At 71.7% G+C, this 16,573-nt stretch carries 13 protein-coding genes; 9 read left to right on the forward strand and 4 right to left on the reverse strand.

From position 1 onward, the window contains the following. Positions 1 to 36: 36 nt before the first annotated feature. From AB0M83_RS23520 to AB0M83_RS23535, 4 genes are all read left to right on the forward strand, one after another. A complete protein-coding gene (locus AB0M83_RS23520) occupies positions 37 to 1,482 on the forward strand; it encodes an NDP-hexose 2,3-dehydratase family protein (protein WP_364520328.1) in 1,446 nt (481 codons plus the stop codon). Further along, complete coding sequence (locus tag AB0M83_RS23525; protein WP_364520329.1) at positions 1,461 to 2,477, forward strand: Gfo/Idh/MocA family oxidoreductase; 1,017 nt, start codon at positions 1,461 to 1,463, stop codon at positions 2,475 to 2,477. The genes AB0M83_RS23520 and AB0M83_RS23525 overlap by 22 nt, the downstream gene beginning before the upstream one ends. Next, a complete protein-coding gene (locus tag AB0M83_RS23530; RefSeq protein WP_364520331.1) occupies positions 2,477 to 3,268 on the forward strand; it encodes an NAD-dependent epimerase/dehydratase family protein in 792 nt (263 codons plus the stop codon). The genes AB0M83_RS23525 and AB0M83_RS23530 overlap by 1 nt, the downstream gene beginning before the upstream one ends. 589 nt (positions 3,269 to 3,857) lie before the next feature. Further along, complete coding sequence (locus AB0M83_RS23535) at positions 3,858 to 5,498, forward strand: beta-1,3-glucanase family protein (RefSeq protein WP_364520333.1); 1,641 nt, start codon at positions 3,858 to 3,860, stop codon at positions 5,496 to 5,498. Between the two features lie 37 nt (positions 5,499 to 5,535). Here AB0M83_RS23535 and AB0M83_RS23540 read toward each other — a convergent pair whose 3' ends face one another. From AB0M83_RS23540 to AB0M83_RS23555, 4 genes are all read right to left on the reverse strand, one after another. Continuing rightward, positions 5,536 to 7,092 (reverse strand): alpha-L-arabinofuranosidase B, encoded by a 1,557-nt coding sequence (locus tag AB0M83_RS23540; RefSeq protein WP_364520335.1) that lies wholly within the window; start codon positions 7,090 to 7,092, stop codon positions 5,536 to 5,538. A gap of 405 nt (positions 7,093 to 7,497) precedes the next feature. Continuing rightward, positions 7,498 to 8,658: a 4-hydroxybenzoate 3-monooxygenase gene (locus AB0M83_RS23545; RefSeq protein WP_364520337.1), complete on the reverse strand. Its 1,161-nt coding sequence runs from the start codon at positions 8,656 to 8,658 to the stop codon at positions 7,498 to 7,500. Positions 8,659 to 8,739: 81 nt separating this feature from the next. Then, on the reverse strand, positions 8,740 to 9,519 hold the full coding sequence (locus AB0M83_RS23550; RefSeq protein WP_364520339.1) for an AraC family transcriptional regulator: 780 nt from the start codon (positions 9,517 to 9,519) through the stop codon (positions 8,740 to 8,742). An 11-nt stretch (positions 9,520 to 9,530) separates the two neighbouring features. Further along, on the reverse strand, positions 9,531 to 10,316 hold the full coding sequence (locus tag AB0M83_RS23555; protein WP_364520341.1) for an IclR family transcriptional regulator C-terminal domain-containing protein: 786 nt from the start codon (positions 10,314 to 10,316) through the stop codon (positions 9,531 to 9,533). 142 nt (positions 10,317 to 10,458) lie between these two features. Between AB0M83_RS23555 and AB0M83_RS23560 the strand changes: the two genes are divergently transcribed. From AB0M83_RS23560 to AB0M83_RS23580, 5 genes are all read left to right on the forward strand, one after another. Then, entirely contained in the window at positions 10,459 to 11,814 is a 1,356-nt protein-coding gene (locus AB0M83_RS23560; protein ID WP_364520343.1) for an FAD-dependent oxidoreductase, read from the forward strand. Positions 11,815 to 11,919: 105 nt separating this feature from the next. Continuing rightward, positions 11,920 to 13,173, forward strand: coding sequence for an MFS transporter (locus AB0M83_RS23565; RefSeq protein ID WP_364520345.1), 1,254 nt, complete (start codon positions 11,920 to 11,922; stop codon positions 13,171 to 13,173). Next, the gene (locus AB0M83_RS23570) at positions 13,170 to 13,904 is read left to right on the forward strand and encodes an SDR family NAD(P)-dependent oxidoreductase (protein WP_364520347.1); all 735 of its coding nucleotides are present in this window, start codon (positions 13,170 to 13,172) and stop codon (positions 13,902 to 13,904) included. Before AB0M83_RS23565 ends, AB0M83_RS23570 begins: the two co-directional genes overlap by 4 nt. Continuing rightward, the gene (locus tag AB0M83_RS23575; protein ID WP_364520349.1) at positions 13,904 to 15,508 is read left to right on the forward strand and encodes an FAD-dependent oxidoreductase; all 1,605 of its coding nucleotides are present in this window, start codon (positions 13,904 to 13,906) and stop codon (positions 15,506 to 15,508) included. Before AB0M83_RS23570 ends, AB0M83_RS23575 begins: the two co-directional genes overlap by 1 nt. Continuing rightward, on the forward strand, positions 15,505 to 16,428 hold the full coding sequence (locus AB0M83_RS23580; protein ID WP_364520351.1) for an alpha/beta fold hydrolase: 924 nt from the start codon (positions 15,505 to 15,507) through the stop codon (positions 16,426 to 16,428). Before AB0M83_RS23575 ends, AB0M83_RS23580 begins: the two co-directional genes overlap by 4 nt. The last annotated feature ends 145 nt before the right edge of the window (positions 16,429 to 16,573 follow it).

The following is a 16,573-nucleotide window of genomic DNA, read 5'->3' on the forward strand; positions in this document are numbered from 1 at the left end:
GACATCCCGTCCGCCGGCCACGCGAGGTGAAAATCCATGGAGCGTCACACTGGAACCGGCTTGCTCCGCAAACCGGACGTGACGTTGCCACACCGGCTCGCCAAGTCCGCGGCCGCAACCGACGGTGTCGCGACGCCGAACGCCGTGGTGGCCAAGTGGATCGAGGACCGCAACCTCGCCCACCGCCACGAGGTCCGCCGGATCGAGTTCGGCCAGCTCCGGCAGTGGGGTTTCGACCCCGGCTCCGGGAACCTGCGGCACGAAAGCGGCCGCTTCTTCGGCGTCGAGGGGCTCGAGGTCGACACCGACCACGGCCCGGTGACGCACTGGTCGCAGCCGATCATCAACCAGCCGGAAATCGGGATCCTGGGCATTCTCGTCAAGGAGATCGACGGCGTCCTGCACTGCCTGATGCAGGCGAAGTCCGAGCCGGGCAACGTCAACGGCGTCCAGGTCTCGCCGACGGTCCAGGCGACCAAGAGCAACTACACCCGCGTGCACGGCGGGCGGCCGGTCCCCTACCTCGACCACTTCCGCGACCCGGACCCGGAAACCGTGCTCGCCGACGTCCTGCAGTCGGAACAGGGTTCCTGGTTCTACCGCAAGCGCAACCGGAACATGATCGTCGAAGCCGCGGAGTTCGCCGGTGAGGACGACCTGCCCGACGACTTCCGCTGGCTCACCCTCGGCCAGCTGCACGAGCTGCTCCGGCACGACAACCTGGTCAACATGGACGCCCGCACGGTGCTGTCCTGCATGCCGGGCGGGCTCGAAGGCCACGAAGCCGACGCCGTGAGCGACCTCGCCGCGGCGATCGCGCGTTCCTCGGCCCAGCCCACCGGCAGCCTGCACACCCGCACCGAGGTGCTCAGCTGGATCACCTCGCGCCAGGCCCAGCACGTCGTGCGCACCAGCCCGCTCCCGCTGGGCAAGGTCGCGAACTGGGTCCGGACCCCGGCCGAGATCTCGCACGAGCTGGGCCTGTACTTCAGCATCATCGCCGTCGACATCACCACCAACGGGCGCGAAGTCGCGCAGTGGACCCAGCCGCTGGTCCGCCCGCACGGCGCGGGCGTGGTGGCCCTGCTGGTGAAACGCGTCGACGGGGTGCTGCACGCCCTGCTCAACGCGCGGGTCGAGCCCGGTTACCTCGACGTGGTGGAGCTGGCGCCGACCGTGCAGTGCACCCCGGACAACTACGTGCTCACGCCGGCCGCGGACCGTCCGCCGTTCCTCGACATGGTGCTGGGCAGACGCGAAGACCAAGTGCTCTTCTCCGCCCAGCTTTCCGAAGAAGGCGGCCGGTTCCACCACGCGTACAGCGACTACCAGATCATCGAGGTGCCCGCGGACTTCCCGGACGCCGGCCTGGCCGACTTCCGGTGGCTCACCCTCAACCAGCTCAACGAGCTGCTGCGGCACAGCCACTACGTCAACGTGCAGGCCCGCAGCCTGATCGCGTGCCTGCGGGGGCTGCGGTGAGCCGGGCCCTGCGGCTCGGTGCGCTGGGCTGCTCGTCGATCGCCGCGCGGCGCACGCTGCCCGCCGCGGCCGCGGTGGCGGAGCTTGCGCTGACCGCCGTCGCGGCCCGCTCGCCGGAGAAGGCCGCGGAGTTCGCCGCGCGCTTCCACGCCACCGCGACGACCTACGACGAGCTGCTGGAGCGCTCCGACGTCGACGCCGTGTACGTCTCCCTGCCGACCAGCCTGCACCACGAGTGGGCCAGAAAAGCCCTGCTGGCCGGGAAACACGTGCTGTGCGAGAAGCCGCTCACGCTCAACCTCGAGCAGGCCGAGGACCTGGCCGGGCTGGCCACGAAGCAGAACCTGGTGCTGCGCGAGAACTTCACGTTCATCCACCACCCCCAGCACACGCGGGTGCGCGACCTGCTCGACGCCGGGCGCCTCGGCGACCTGCGGACGTTCACCGCGTCGTTCGGCATCCCGCCGCTGCCCGCCGACGACATCCGCTACCAGCCCTCGCTCGGCGGCGGGGCGCTGCTCGACGTCGGCGTCTACCCGCTGCGCGCGGCCCTTTTCCTGCTGGGCCCCGACCTCCGGGTCACCGGCGCCACCCTGCGGTTCGACGAAGGCGGCGTGGACGTCGCCGGGCACGCGCTGCTCACCTCGGCGAGCGGCGTCACCGCGTCCCTCGACTTCGGGTTCCAGCACAGCTACCGCTCGCGCTACGAGCTCTGGGGCAGCGCCGCCGCGCTCTCGCTGGACCGCGCCTTCACGCCGCCGCCGGGCCGCCAACCGGTGCTGCGCATCGAAGAACAGGACCACGTCGAGGAAATCTGGCTGCCCCCGGCGCACCAGTTCGAGCTGTCGCTGCGCTCGTTCGCCGTCGCCGCGCTGGCCGGGCGCGACGACTCCGAGGCGGCCTGGCTCGCCTCTTCCGTGGACACCGCGCGGCTCGCCGACGACGTCTTCTCGAACGCGGCCGGGGTGGCCGACGACCGGACGGTGGCCCGCTGATGGAGATCATCGGGAACGGCTTCATCGCGCACCACACCCGGCAGCACTTCGGCGACCGGTACCCGGACGTCACCCTCATCGCGGCGGGCGTCTCGACGGTGCTCGTCGACGACGTGTCCGCGTTCCAGCGCGAGTCCACGCTCGTCTACGACGTGATCGACCGCTGCCGGGCCGCCGGCCGCACGGTGATCTTCCTGTCCACCGCCTCGACCGGCATGTACGGCGCCGACCAGTCGGTCGGCAGCGAGGGCGGCGCGGTCTTCCCGCTCACGCCCTACGGCCGGCACAAGCTGTGCCTCGAACACGTCTGCGCACTCTCCGGGGCGCGCTGGCTCGTCCTGCGGCTGTCGCACATCGTCGGGCCGGGCCAGGCGTCGCACCAGCTGCTGCCGTCCCTGACGCGCCAGGTGCTCTCGGGCTCGGTCACGCTGCACTCCGGCGTCTCCCGGGACCTGCTCGACGTCGGCGACATGATGCGGATGATCGACTCGCTGCTCGGCCAGGGCATCCGCGACGAGGTCGTCAACGTGGCGTCCGGCCGGTCCGAGACCATCGAGGACATCGTCGACGGGCTGGAGGAGCGGCTCGGCACGCGGGCCGAGCGCAAGCTGGTCGACATGCCGGCCAAGCGCGGCGACGTGCGGATCGAAAAGCTGCGGTCCCTGGTCACCGGCTTCGACGACTTCGGCATCGGCCCGGGCTACCTGAAGGTGCTGCTGGACCGCAACATCGACGAGCTGGCCGCGAGCGCCCGCCGTCACCTCGAGGCCGCCGCCGTGGTCGGCGCCTGACCCGTTTCCGTCCCTTGTGGACAATCTCGTTTCTTCTTCGTGCTTGCGGCACGACGTCCGGCGCACCGTACTGGGGGCTGGGTGCACCGGACGTCGTACCTCGCAGGCGGGAGGGGGGAGTGCTCCCGCCGGGTCTTCGGTCGCCCGCTCAGGGCGGCGTGGCAGGGGAAGAATCCGGCTCGGCGTTCCCGCGCTCGCTCATCGGTTTTCCCCTCCCTCGGGCGCACCGCCCGCGCGGTGCTCCCGTGATCAGCTAACCGGGCGCGGTCGTGGTACGGCTAGCGGAAAAGGTCGCTGCCGCTGACAACCTAAGTTGATCGGTCCTGGGATGAGTAGTCCACGAACGGAGCAGCAAGCATCTTCCGAATTGCGACTTTCGGGTTCCGTGCGGGCATTCCCGTGCGCAAAAGAATCGCGTTGCTCCGAATGCCGCACCTGTACGGGAGGGCAGGCTCGGCGGCCGCTCGTACCCCACGTGACCAGGTGGTCTTGACCACGTCGGGGCGGCGTACCTAGCGTTCGGCGACCCCCACCCCGCGGACACGTGCTCGCCGCCACCGCACGTCACCGCCCTCCCCCAGGAGGCGCCATGTTGTCCAGGCGTACCTTCGTCACCGCCGGCCTCGCCGCCGCCGTGACCAGCGCGCCACTGTGGTCTGCCGTCACCGCGCCGAGAGCGCGGGCCGCGGCGGCCCTGCCGTTGACCCTGAAGAACAATTCGGGCAGCGGAACCGTCTACGCCTACATCAGCGGCGCGGACACCTCCGGCCGGCCCGGCTTCGTCACCGCCAACGGCCAGTTCCAGCGGCTGTCCAACCCGTCCTCGCCGGTGACCCCGATCCCCGACTACGCCATCCCGCTGGGCGGCTCCGGGTCCCAGGTCACGGTGATGCTGAACGACTACATCATCGGCGGCCGGGTGTGGTTCTCGGCGGACAAGAAGCTCCAGTTCTTCGTCAACCCGGGCCCCGGCCTGGTGCAGCCCGCCTTGACCAGCTCGGACCCCAACTGGCAGACGAACTGGACGTTCTGCGAGTTCACTTACAACAGCGCGAACCTCTACGCGAACATCAGCTACGTCGACATGGTGGCGCTGCCGGTGTCGATGGCGACGACGGGAGCGGCCGGGGCGCAGTCGGTCAGCCCGCTGCCGGACGGCGCGCTCGGCGCCATCGCGGACGGGCTGCGCGCCCAGCACAACACCGACGGGGCGCCGTGGGACCGGCTGGTCGTCACCGACGCGTCCGGCAAGCTGGTCCGGGTGCTCGCGCCCGGCCACTCCCCCACCGACTTCGGCGGCTACTGGACCGGCTACCTGAACGCCGTGTGGGACCACTACCGCAGCACGCCGCTGACGATCAACGGCCAGGGCAGCATCGGCTCGTACACGGGCACGGTCAGCGGCGACGCGATCGTGTTCGCCGGCCTGAACACCAACGGCGTCCCGTTCACCAAACCGAGCGCGATCGACATCTTCGGCTGCGCGAGCGGACCGCTGTACAACTCCGGCGGGGACGCGCGCGGCGCGATCGCCGCCCGGCTCGCGGCCGCGCTCAACCGCAGCAGCCTGCTGGTTTCGGGCGGGAACAACCAGCCCGACGGCGTCCCGCCTTCCCAGTATTACCGGGACGCGACGACGAACCACTACGCGCGCCTGGTCCATCAGCACGCGTCGATCGGCTACGCCTTCCCGTACGACGACGTCGGCCCGACGGGCGCCCAGCCGGTCGACGGCCACCTCCAGGACCCGGCGCCGACGTCCTGGACGGTGGCGCTCGGCCCGGGCGCGGGCGGCGGCACCGGGCCCGGTCCCGGCGGCACGAGCGCTTACTCGACGATCCAAGCGGAGTCCTACAGCGCCCAGAGCGGCACGCAGAACGAAGGGTGCAGCGACACCGGCGGCGGCACCGACGTCGGGTGGATCGCGGGAGGTGACTGGCTGAAGTACAGCGGCCTCGACTTCGGGTCGAGCTCGCCGCGCCAGTTCGTGGCCCGCCTGGCCTCCGGCGCGGCGGCCGGCGTGAGCGGCGCGATCCTGGCGCGCCTGGACAGCACGTCGGGGCCGGTGCTCGCGGAGATCGACTTCGGGAACAACGGCGGCTGGCAGAACTGGCAGACGGTGCCGGCGAACATCGTCGGGTCCGCGACGGGCGTGCACGACGTCTACCTGACGTTCGGCGGCGGCTCGGCGGACTTCGTGAACATCAACTGGTTCACCTTCACGCGGTGACCGGCGGGCCGGGGGCCACGGCCCCCGGCCCGGTGGGTCACGGCGTCCAGGGTGAGCTGACCAGCCAGCTCACGTCGTCGTTGTACGAGGTGGCGTTGTCGAACGTGTTGGCCCCGCCGTTGCTGGCGATGTACCCGACGTTGGCGTAGTGGCGGACGTACCGGTCGGCGTAGTTGGCCGACCTCAGCGAGGTGCCCTGGCCGTTGCGGCCGGCTTCGGGGCAGAACGTCGCGTCCTGGGCGAACAGCGAACTCCCGTCGTTCGCGTTGAGGTACAGCTGGAAGTTCTGGTGCCGCAGGTACTGCCCGGCGGTGTTCTTGGATTCGAACGACACGCACGACGCGTTGCCGAGCCCGGCGCGCACGATCCAGGACGCATTGCCTTTCTCCGTGGTGGAAGTCGCGTTGGTGACCACCGCGGTGTCCACCCCGGCGCCGGTGTGGTGGATGTACCGGTCCGTGCAGCACGCCGTGGTCGCGCGCAGGGACACGGTCGAGCCGGGGGTCAGCCCGCTGCCCGCACTGCCGACGCTGTAGCCCGCCGCGGTGATGTTGGCCTGCACGGCGTTCTCGGTGGCGTCCGACGGGTAGCCGGACGTCATCACGCCCTCGTAGAAGGTGCCGCGGGCGCCGACGCTGTTGTCGCCGCCGATGCCCAGGATGATCGCGCCTTCCTTCTTCATCGGGTTGTACCCCGAGGCGTTGGGCCGGGCCCCGTTGTAGAACGTCGACACGCCGCCCGACTGCGCGTTGCCGCCCCGGATCGCCCAGTGGTTGGGCTCGCCCTTGACGATCGCCGTCAGGAACCGGTGGCTGATGGACGGGTCGTTGGCGTTGTAGCCGGGGTTGATTCCGGAGAACAGGCCGTTTTCGAGGTCGGCCATGATCCACGGGCCGTTCCCGCTGCCGTAGCCCCAGACCTTGATGTTGCCGAAGTAGATGGCCTCCATGGTGCCGTTGCCGTTGTCCCGGCTGTTGCGCTCGGCGTTGCCGTAGTCGAAGCAGCAGCCGCCGTTGAAGTGCGTGCCGTCGAAGACGGAGTACATGCCCTCCGGCTGGTCACCGGTGGCGACGCCGTTCGTGTTGTTGTTGCGATAGCCGGTTCCGGGCGCGACGTAGACGCCGTAGGCCTTGTGGCCGCCGACGGTGATGGGAGCCGCGGTCGCGTTCGCGAGGTTGTCGTAGCCGCCGGCGGCCGGACCGTTGAACCCGCCGGGAGGCGCCTGGGTGAGCCGGTTGTTCCGGCCGCTCTGGTCGTAGATGACGGTGATGAGACAGGTGGTGCCGGCGCAGAAGGAGTCCTGGGCGGCGGCGTTCGCGACCCCGCCCGCGCTGAGCGGGCCGATGTCACGGGTGCCGTTGTCCGAGGCCCGCCGGACTTGGTAGAGCGGGCCGGTGTAGGCACCGTAGAGCGCGCGAGTGGTGCTGTGCGCGGCCACGCAAGGCGTACCCCCGCTCGCGTAGATGTCGCACGGCCCCTGCGTGGCGGCCTGCGAGGTACCGGTGGCGGCGACCAGTCCCCCGGCGAGGGTGACCACCGCGGCGGCGATCCGGGAAATCGTCCGCAAACGGCGATTCTTCAGCCGTGGAGTCATATTCGATTCCTCCGTTGCAGTGAGAACAGCTGGCAAATCTTCGAACGACAGCAGAACCGGGCTCTGCCGGAACGCAATGGCCCCGGCGGCGCGCAGCTTCGACACCCGTGCTCGCACAGCGCGGCACGGGTGGATCCGGTGAAAGACTGCTATTTCAGGACAAAACGGGCGCCGACGCGCGCTCTTGCGCGAGGATTCCGCCACTCAGCCCGATATCGGGAAGCGGTCCGGCAATGCGGCTTCATTGGCATCTCTCCGACTCCGTCGTCGAACCAGGCCTAATGTTAGCGCTAACATTCTGTCGTACGCTTGAATTGTGGGCGCTCACCGGCCGGGCGTCAAGAGTCAGTCGGCGGAACTTGGGCCGGCGCCCGCGCGGTGATCGCGGGCGCCGGCTCCGGCCGGTCAGCCGGGAACCACCGGCTCCAGCATGGTTTCCAGGTTCTTCCGGGCGATCTGCTTGCGGAACTCCCCTTCGTAGGAGGCATCGCCGGCGTCATGCATCGTCTCGGTCATCCGGACCGCGGCGGCCTGACGCTCCCACGTGTGGCCGAGGCAGGTGTCGGAGTAGCTGTCGAGCAGGCTCGGATCGTCCTTCTCGACCTGGCGGACGACCGCCCGGGCCAACGTCTCGGCGTCGTGGAGGGCGAGACTCATCCCCTCCGCGCTCATCGGGGAAATGAGGTGGGCGGCATCTCCGAGGAGGAAGAGCCGGCCGTGGCGCAGGGGGCTGAACACCACCCCGCGCAGCGGCACGACCTGCTTGCTCGAGATCGGCCCCGGCGCCACGGGCTCGCCGAACCGGGTGCCCAGCTCGGTCCAGACGCGCTCGTCCGGCCACTGGTCGACGGTGTCGGTCAGCGGGCACTGCAGGTAGAGCCGGCTGGCCTCCGGGCCCCGGGTGATCCGCGCCGCGAAGCCGCGGGAGTGCACCGCCAGCACGGCCGGCGGATCCGCCGGCACTCCCGCCATGACGGTCAGCCAGGCGTACCCGAACTCGTGGGTGTGGCAGGTGAGCGCGTCGGCGGGAACGGCCGTCCGGCTGACGCCGTGGTAGCCGTCGGCGCCGGCGACGAAGGCACAGCCGATGGCTTTCGCCGCACCCGTGGCGTCCCGATAGCGCACCACGGGACGTTCGGTGCCGAGTCCTTCCAGTGCAACGTCTTCCGCCTCGAAGCGGAGGTCGCCGCCGTCGCGGAGGAAGCTCTTGACGAGGTTCCGGACGACGACCTGCTGGGGGCAGAACGCGCCGTCGGCGTCGTCCTCGTCGTCCTCGAAGCTTTTCCACAGCCGCTTTTCCCCGTCGATGAGCAGCGGCATCCCGGCATCGCCGGAGTCGTGGCCGACGCCGCCCTCGACGACCTCTCCCAGCCCCCACGCCCGCAGCACGCGCACCCCCTGAGCGTCGAGGGACCCCGCCCGCTGGCGGGTTTCGACGTGCTCACGGCTGTGCTTCTCCAGGACCGTGCAGCCGATCCCGCTGCGCAGGAGGAAGTTCCCGAGCGCGAGACCGGCGACTCCGCCGCCCACGACGACCACGGTGGTGTTCTCGTCTGTCTTGGTCATGGGACCACAGTGGACTCGCGAAAGAGTGCCGACCACCGGGATCCGGACACCGGATGACGGAAAGCCGCCACCTTGCGCCGGTCAGCCGCCTGGGTCCTGCAGGCCGGCCTGGTAGCGCCCCGGCGTCTGGCCGACGACGGCGCTGAACGCTTCGATGAAGGTCGACGGATTGGACCACCCGCACGCGACCGCGGTGTCGGTGACGGACTGCCCGTCGGTGAGGTGCACGAGGGCGTGGTGGATGCGCAGGATGGTGCGCCACCGGTGGAAACTCATCCCGAGATCGGCGTGGAACAGGCGGCTGAGCGTGCGCTCGCTCGCCCCCGCGACGCGCCCGAGCGCCGCCAGCGTCGTGGCCCGCCCGGGATCGGCCCGCAGCAGATCGGTGACGACGCGCAGCCGGTCATCGCGCGGTTCGGGCAGGTGCAGGGACTGCTCGGGCGTCTCACGGAGCTCGTCGACCACCACGGCGCGCAGCCGTTTCTCGACCTCGGGAGACCGGCCACTCCGGCCGGTCAGCGCGAGCAGGGCCTCGCGCAACAGCGGACTCACGGCGAAGACGCTGGGGTGCGCGACGAGGCCACCGCACTCGTCGGCCGGGATGGCCACGAGCCGGGCATCGGTCCGGCCGTAGAAGCGGTGGGAGTGGCCGAACCCGGGAGGCGTCCAGGTGACCCGGCTGGCGGGGGCCACCCAGGTCCCCCGCGCGGTGGTGGTCGCCAACGCTCCGGCGGCCGCGTAGACGAGCTGGCCATCGGGGTGGGAGTGGGTACCGAGGTGAAAGCCGTGCGGCAGCCAGCCCCCACCCCGAGGCGTCGCGCCTCCCGGTTCAGTCGGCGGGGACTGGCGGGATTCCTGCATCGGGCGTCAGATTACCGCTGATCTCGAGGGCGAGTGCCCGGTCCGGCGAGCCGGGTGCGCGGCGACTCCGCCGTCTCGATCGCCGCCGCCGCGTGGCGCAGGGCCGTCAGGTACGCCGGCAGCCGGTTCGGCGCGTACCGGAACTCCGGGACACCCAGGGAAACCGCGGAACGCGCGTGGTCCTCGGTGCCGCCCACCGCCACGCCCAGCGCGACGAACCCGGACCTGGTCTCGGTGACGTTGGTGCCGAACCCCTTGGCCCGCACGTCGTCCAGGGTCCGGCGCAGGCTCCGGGGGTCCGCGGCCAGCCGTGATCCGCTGTGGAGCGCGATGACGTCTTCGTCGCTCATGGTGGCGAGCATGGCGCGGCCGCCGGAGACCATGTGCGCGGGCAGGACCAGGCCGGTCCGGTCGCCGACGCGAACGGCCTGCCGGGACTCGACCGTGGCGATGAAGTGCACGTCGCGGCCGCGCAGCACCTGCAGGAACACCGTTTCGCCCGTCTTTTCCGCGAGGTCCTTCATCGCGGGCGCCGCCGAGGCCCGCAGCCGGCTCAGCGGGTCGCCGCCCGGACGCCGCACCGGCAGGCGGTGGCCCGCGCGGTATTCACGGGTCACCCCTTGCTCGGCGAAGTCCCGGTGCACGAGCGCGCTCAGCACCCGGTGCGCGCTCGAGCGGCCGATCCCCAGCAGCTGCGCGACATCGCCGACCGTGACCGTCGCGCCGGTCTGCAGCGTCGCGAGCACCTGCAGCGCGTGATCCACCGATTTCAGCGGATAGTTCGGCGCGCGTCCCATTCGCTTCACCTCCGGACTTCGCCGGTTCTCATCATAGCTGGTCAGCGCCTTGCCGTTCTGCAATGCGGAACGCGGGCCGCCGCCGGGCCCCGGCGAGGCACCGTTCCCGGGCAGGACTTCCGGCACCGGACGAGGAGGAGCATTGCAGCTGCTGCACACGACGGAGGGTGACTCGATCGCCCTGCCCGGCGAGACGATCGAGGTCGACCGGTCGGTGGACGTCGCCGTCGCGGGTGGTGGTCCGGCCGGGTTCTGCGCGGCCGTCGCCGCGGCCCGGTCGGGAGCCCGGACCGTGCTCGTCGAGCAGGCGCCGTTCCTCGGCGGCACGGCGACCGGCGCGATGGTCGCCAGCTTCATGGGCTTCTACTGGCGGGACGTGCGGGTCGGCGGCGGCATCGGCCACGAGATCACCGAGCGCCTCGTCGAAGCCGGGGGCGCGAAGGCGTTCACCCCGTACGTCCTCGCCGAGGCGAGCCGGAACCCGGTCAAGGTGCGGACCTTCCCGTTCGACCCGGAGGTGCTCAAGTTCGTCCTCGACGACGTGTTCGCCGAAAGCGGCGCCGAGCTGCGGCTGCACACCCAGGTGGTCGACCCCCTCCGAGAGGGCGCCACGGTCCGCGGAGTCGTCACGCAGGACCAGTACGCCCGCCGCGCGATCCGGGCGAAGGTGGTGGTCGACGCCACCGCGAACGCGGTCGTCGGCCGCCGGGCGGGGTGCCGGACGCAGAACCGGGTCGAGGACCGGCGGGACCGCCAGCCGATGACGCTCATGGCGAGGCTGTCGAACGTCGACGTCGCCCGTTTCCGCGCCCTGCCGCGCGAGGAGAAGCGGCGGCTCGCGGTGGCCGGTGTGGCGGCCGGCGCACTCAAGCAGGAGCTGCTTTCCCTGGTCAGCTCCCCTGAAGGATCCGACGCGTTCGTCCTGATGACCCGGGTGACCGGGCTCGACGGCTCCGACAGCCGGGACCTCACCACCGCCGAGCGGATCGGGCGCACGCAGATCCAGGCGGTCGTCGAGTTCCTGCGGACCTCCGTGCCGGGGTTCGAACGGTCGTACCTCGCCGCCCTGGCGCCCTGGATCGGCGTGCGCGAGACCTGGCGGGTCGAGGGCGAGTACACGCTGACCGAGGACGACGTCCTGCAAGGGCGCCAGTTCGCCGACGCGATCGCCCAAGCCGGTGGCCCCCTGGACGTGCACGACACCACGGGGACCGGACTGGTTCTCCTCGAACCGCCCGCGCCGTTCTCGGTCCCGTACCGGTGTCTCGTCCCGCGCGGGACCGAGGGCCTGCTGGTGGCGGGCCGGTGCCTGTCCGCCACCGGGCGCGCGATGGGCGCCACCCGGCACATGGGCACGGCGATGGCGACGGGGCAGGCGGCGGGCACCGCCGCGGCCATCGCGGCCGGCGACGACGTCGGCACCCGCGACGTACCGGTCGAGGAGCTGCGCCGTGCGCTGCGCGACGCGGGCGCCATCGTCGACTCCCCACTCCCCTGACCTTTCCCGCTCTGTCCCGTAACCCGACGTCGAAGGCGGTCACCGTTGACCCACACCTCACCGGCTCTGCACCCGGAAACGACCTCGCGAGCCAGACGCCGAGCCGTGGCGGCGAACCTCATCGGCACCGTGCTGGAGTGGTACGACTTCTACATCTACGGCACGGCCACCGCGCTCGTGTTCGCCCCGCTGTTCTTCCCGGCCGCGAGCGCCGCCGCCGGCACGCTGGCGGCCCTCGCCACCTACGCGATCGGCTTCGTCTTCCGGCCTGTGGCGGGCATGCTGCTCGCGCGCTGGGGCGACACGATCGGGCGCAAACGCCTGCTCGTCCTCTGCCTCGTGCTGATGGGCGCCTCGACCGGCGCGATCGGGCTGCTCCCGACCCACGCCCAGGCCGGGCTGGCCGCCCCGGTCCTCCTGGTGGTCCTGCGGCTGGTGCAGAGCCTGGGCGCCGGCGCCGAATACGGCACCTCGGTGACGATGACCTCGGAGTACTCGGCCGCCGGACGGCGCGGGCTGTACGCGACCGTGCCGGCCCTCGGTGTCGGCCTGGGCATCATGCTCGGCACCGGCGTCTTCTCACTCCTGTCCCTGCTCCCGCGTGAGTCCTTTTCGGACTGGGGGTGGCGGCTGCCGTTCCTCTTCGGGTTCTGCCTCGTGTTCGTCGGGCTCTACCTCCGGCTGCGCGTGGCGGAGTCCCCGGAGTTCGAACGGCTGCGGGAATCCGGGACGCTGGCGGCGAGCCCGCTGCGGGAACTCCTCCGCTCCGGCCGCAAGCACCTGGTCCTGGCGTCCCTCGCCCGATCGACCGAGTCCGTCTGCGCCCAGCTGTTCAACGTCTTCGCGATCTCGTACTGCACCGCCCAGCTGGGGATGAGCGCCGGGCCGGCCCTGACCGGGGTCCTGGTGGCGAACGCCGTCGGGCTCGCGGTGATCCCGCTGAGCGGGCACCTGGCCGATCGCGTGGGCCGCCGTCCGGTGTTCCTCTTCGGACTGCTGTTCATCGCCGCGTTCGCCTTCCCGTTCTTCTGGTTGCTGGAAACGCGAAACCCGCTGCTCGTCATCGTCGCCCTGGTGCTCGCCTACGGGCTCGGCGTCAAGGTCATCCTCGCGGTGTCCGGCGCGTACCTCGCCGAGATGTTCGAGCCGCGCGTCCGGAACTCCGGCGTCACCATCGCCCGCTCACTATCCGACCCGCTCGGCGGGTTCACCCCGTTGATCGCGTCGGCCCTGTGCGCGGCGACCGGTTCCTACTGGGCGATCGGAGCCCTGCTCGTCGTCCTCGCCCTCACCTCGGCGGGAGCCGTCCTGGCGAGCCCCGAAACCGTTGAGCCGTCCCAGAAAGGTGCGTCATCGTGAACCTTCCAGCTGGAATCGAGGACCTGCGCGTCGTGGTCGTCGGCGCCGGGAACGGCATCGGCGCCGGAGTCGCCGAACTGCTGCACGCCTCGGGCGCGGTCGTCGTCGGCAGCGACCTGCCGTCGGTCAGGCCGCCCCTGCCCAGTCTGGCCGCCTGGTTGCCCGTCGACCTCACCGATCCCCCGAGCGTGCGGGAGATGGTCGGCAGCGCGACACGCACCCTGGGCCGGCTCGACGGCGTCGTCAACTGCGCCGGCATCCTCGGCGACCCCGCCCCCGCGGCCGAGGAGCCGATCGAGCACTTCGAGCACGTGGTGCGCGTCAACCTCACCGGGGCGTTCGCGCTGTCCCAGGCAGTGCTCCCGGTGATGGCCGCCGCCGGGTACGGCCGCCTCCTGCACATCGCCTCGATGGCGGGCAAGGACGGCAATGCCGGGATGACCGGGTACTCCGCCTCGAAGGCCGGGCTCATGGGCATGGTCAAGGCCCTCGGCAAGGAGTACGCGACCACCGGCGTCACGGTGAACGCGGTCGCGCCGACCATGGTCGAGACGACCCTGATCCGGGGGATGTCCGACGAACAGGTGGCCCGGCTCCGGACCCTCATCCCGATGGGCCGGCTCGGCACCGTGGCCGAGGTCGCCGCGCTCGTGCGGTGGGCCATCTCCCCGGCCGCGTCGTTCACCACGGGGTTCACCTACGACCTCTCGGGCGGGCGGGCGACGTACTGATGACCGGCTGGGACCACGAAACCGACCTGCTGGTGCTCGGAGCCGGTGCGGCCGGGCTCACCGCCGCCCTCGTCGCGGCGGGCGAAGGCCTGTCCACTCTCGTCGCCGAGAAGTCGGAGTGGGTGGGCGGCACCACGGCCCGCTCGGCGGGCACGGTGTGGGTCCCGGGGCACCGGCAGCTGGCCGATCCGCGAGCGGACCTCGCCGAGGCGGCCCGCTACCTCGACGCGCTCGTCGGCGACCGCGGCCGCCGCGACCTGCGCACCGCGTACCTCCGGCACGCACCCGAAGCCCTGGACCGCCTGCGGCAGCTGGGAATCGGCTTCCGGCACACGGCCGGCGCCGCCGACTACCACCCGGAGGTGCCCGGGGCGGGCGTCGGCCGGGCTCTCGAACCGGAGCCCTTCGACGGACGGCGGCTCGGCCGGCGGGCCTTCGGCCGGATCCGCCGGCCGGTACGGGAGTTCACGCTCCTCGGCGGGACCTTGATGCTGCGCCGGGCCGAAGCCGACCAGCTGGCGGCCGTGTTCGCCGGGGACACCGTCCGGGCCGCGGCGACGGCGGCCCGCCTCGGCCTGCGCTGGCTGCTCGACCGCGTGGGCGGCTACCCCCGCGGCACCCGGTTGACCATGGGCAACGCGCTCGTCGCCGCTCTCTACGAACGGTTGCGGGCGACGTCGGCGGACGTGTGGTTCACCGCCCACGCGGACGAGCTGATCGCCGGCGAGCGCGGCCGGGTCGAGGGAGCGGTGGTGCACCGGCGGGGCACGGTCAGCCGGGTCCGCGCCCTGCGCGGCGTCGTCCTGGCCTGTGGTGGCTTCGCCGCGAACCCCGCCTTGCGAGCCCGATACCTGCCGGAACCCGTCGCCCAGTTCACGCCGGCCGTGCCGGAAGCCACCGGAGACGGCCTGCGCCTGGCCCAAGCGGCAGGCGGGGCGCTCGGCGCGCCTCGAGACGACAACGCGATGTGGTTCCCCGGTTCCCTCGGCCGGCGACGCGACGGCAGCACAGCGGTCTTCCCGCACATCTGGGACCGGGCCCAGCCCGGCGTCGTGGCCGTCGACCGAGGGGGACGCCGGTTCGTCGACGAGTCGGTGTCCTACCACCGCTTCGTTCGCGCCATGTACGCCGCCACGCCGGGCCCGGCGGTCCCGGCGTGGCTGGTCACCGACGCGGCCGCGCTGCGGAAGTACGGGCTGGGCATGGTCCGGCCGTACCTGCCGGGAGCCGCCCTGCGGCGCCACCTCGACGACGGTTACCTGCGGTCCGGCCGCACCGGGCGCGAGCTGGCCGCGGCGATCGGCGTCGACCCCGAGGCCCTTGAGCACACCGTGGCGGCGCGCGGCCGGCCGCCGTTCTACGCCGTCGCCGTCTTCCCGACGCCCTTGGCGACCACGCTCGGCGTGCAAACCGACTCCTGCGCCCGTGTCCTCACCAGGACCGGCGAACCGGTGCCGGGTCTGTACGCCTGCGGCGACGACGCCCACTCGATCACCGCGTCGGAGTACCCGGGACCCGGGTGCCGGATCGGCGCGGCCGTGACGTTCGGCTACCTCGCGGCCCGGCACGCGGCGCAGGATGTCCGGGAAGGGAACCGGCTTTGACCGCGACGCCGCCGAGCCGGCGCACGATCCTCGGGAGCGCACTGATGGCCGGATTCGGGACACCGCCGGGTCACGGAAAGACAGCCGGAACGGACTTCGTCCTCGTGCACGGCGCTTGGCACAGCGGCGCCGCCTGGGCCGACGTGAGCTTCGAACTGGCGGCGGCGGAGGCGCGTGTCTGCGCGCTCGACCTGCCGGGCGCGGGACCGAACGCCCGCTTCCCGAAGTCGTACCTGACCGCCGGGCAGCCGGGGCTCACGACCGAGGCCTCACCGCTGCGGAACCTCACGCTGGACGACACCGCCGACGCCGTCGTGGCAGCGCTGCGACGGCTGCGCGGTGCCCGGCGCCGGGTCGTCCTGGTCGCGCACAGCCTCGGCGGGCTCACGGTCACGCGGGCCGCCGAGAAGGCACCCGAGCTGGTCGACCACCTCGTCTACGTCGCGGCCCTGGTGCCCACCCTGCTGGGATCGGCGGCCGCCTACCTCCGCCTGCCCGAGGCCGGCCCCCGCTACCCGGGCCTCTACGTCGGCGACCCGGCGGCGATCGGGGCGACCCGGATCAACTTCCGCAGCACCGACGCCGGCTACCGCGACCTGCTGCACCGCACCTTCTACGGCGATGTCGACGAAGAGCGCTTCCTGGCCTTCGCCCACGGTCTCGTCCCGGACAACCCCACCGCCATCGCCGCGGCCGAGGTCGGCGCGACCCGGGAACGCTGGGGCCCGATCCCGCGCTCGTACGTGCTCACGACCCAGGACCGGGTCGTCACCCCCGCACTGCAGCGCAGGATGATCGACGACGCCGACCGGTTCACCCCGGCCCACCGCTTCCGGGTCGCCTCGCTCGAGAGCAGCCACTCCCCTTTCGCTTCACGGCCGGAGGAACTGGCGAGACTGATCCGGACACTTTCGGCGTAACACCTGCGCCGACATCGGCGAGACGGTCGCGCAGCCGGGAAGGCGGGTCGACGCGCAGCAGCTCGCTGTCCACCCCTCGCCGCTCGAACGGAGCCGCGGGCACGCTGAAGGGCACCTTCCTCGCATCACATGCAAGGAAGGGCAC

Source organism: Amycolatopsis sp. NPDC051106 (assembly GCF_040682775.1).
Taxonomy (GTDB): Bacteria; Actinomycetota; Actinomycetes; order Mycobacteriales; family Pseudonocardiaceae; genus Amycolatopsis.

What these genes read in the sequence shown, in the direction of transcription:
- AB0M83_RS23520 (WP_364520328.1), top strand. Translation starts at nt 37, where the DNA reads ATGGAGCGTCACACTGGAACCGGCTTGCTCCGCAAACCGGACGTGACG.
- AB0M83_RS23530 (WP_364520331.1), top strand. Translation starts at nt 2,477, where the DNA reads ATGGAGATCATCGGGAACGGCTTCATCGCGCACCACACCCGGCAGCAC.
- AB0M83_RS23535 (WP_364520333.1), top strand. Translation starts at nt 3,858, where the DNA reads ATGTTGTCCAGGCGTACCTTCGTCACCGCCGGCCTCGCCGCCGCCGTG.
- AB0M83_RS23540 (WP_364520335.1), bottom strand. Translation starts at nt 7,092, where the DNA reads ATGACTCCACGGCTGAAGAATCGCCGTTTGCGGACGATTTCCCGGATC.
- AB0M83_RS23545 (WP_364520337.1), bottom strand. Translation starts at nt 8,658, where the DNA reads ATGACCAAGACAGACGAGAACACCACCGTGGTCGTCGTGGGCGGCGGA.
- AB0M83_RS23550 (WP_364520339.1), bottom strand. Translation starts at nt 9,519, where the DNA reads ATGCAGGAATCCCGCCAGTCCCCGCCGACTGAACCGGGAGGCGCGACG.
- AB0M83_RS23555 (WP_364520341.1), bottom strand. Translation starts at nt 10,316, where the DNA reads ATGGGACGCGCGCCGAACTATCCGCTGAAATCGGTGGATCACGCGCTG.
- AB0M83_RS23575 (WP_364520349.1), top strand. Translation starts at nt 13,904, where the DNA reads ATGACCGGCTGGGACCACGAAACCGACCTGCTGGTGCTCGGAGCCGGT.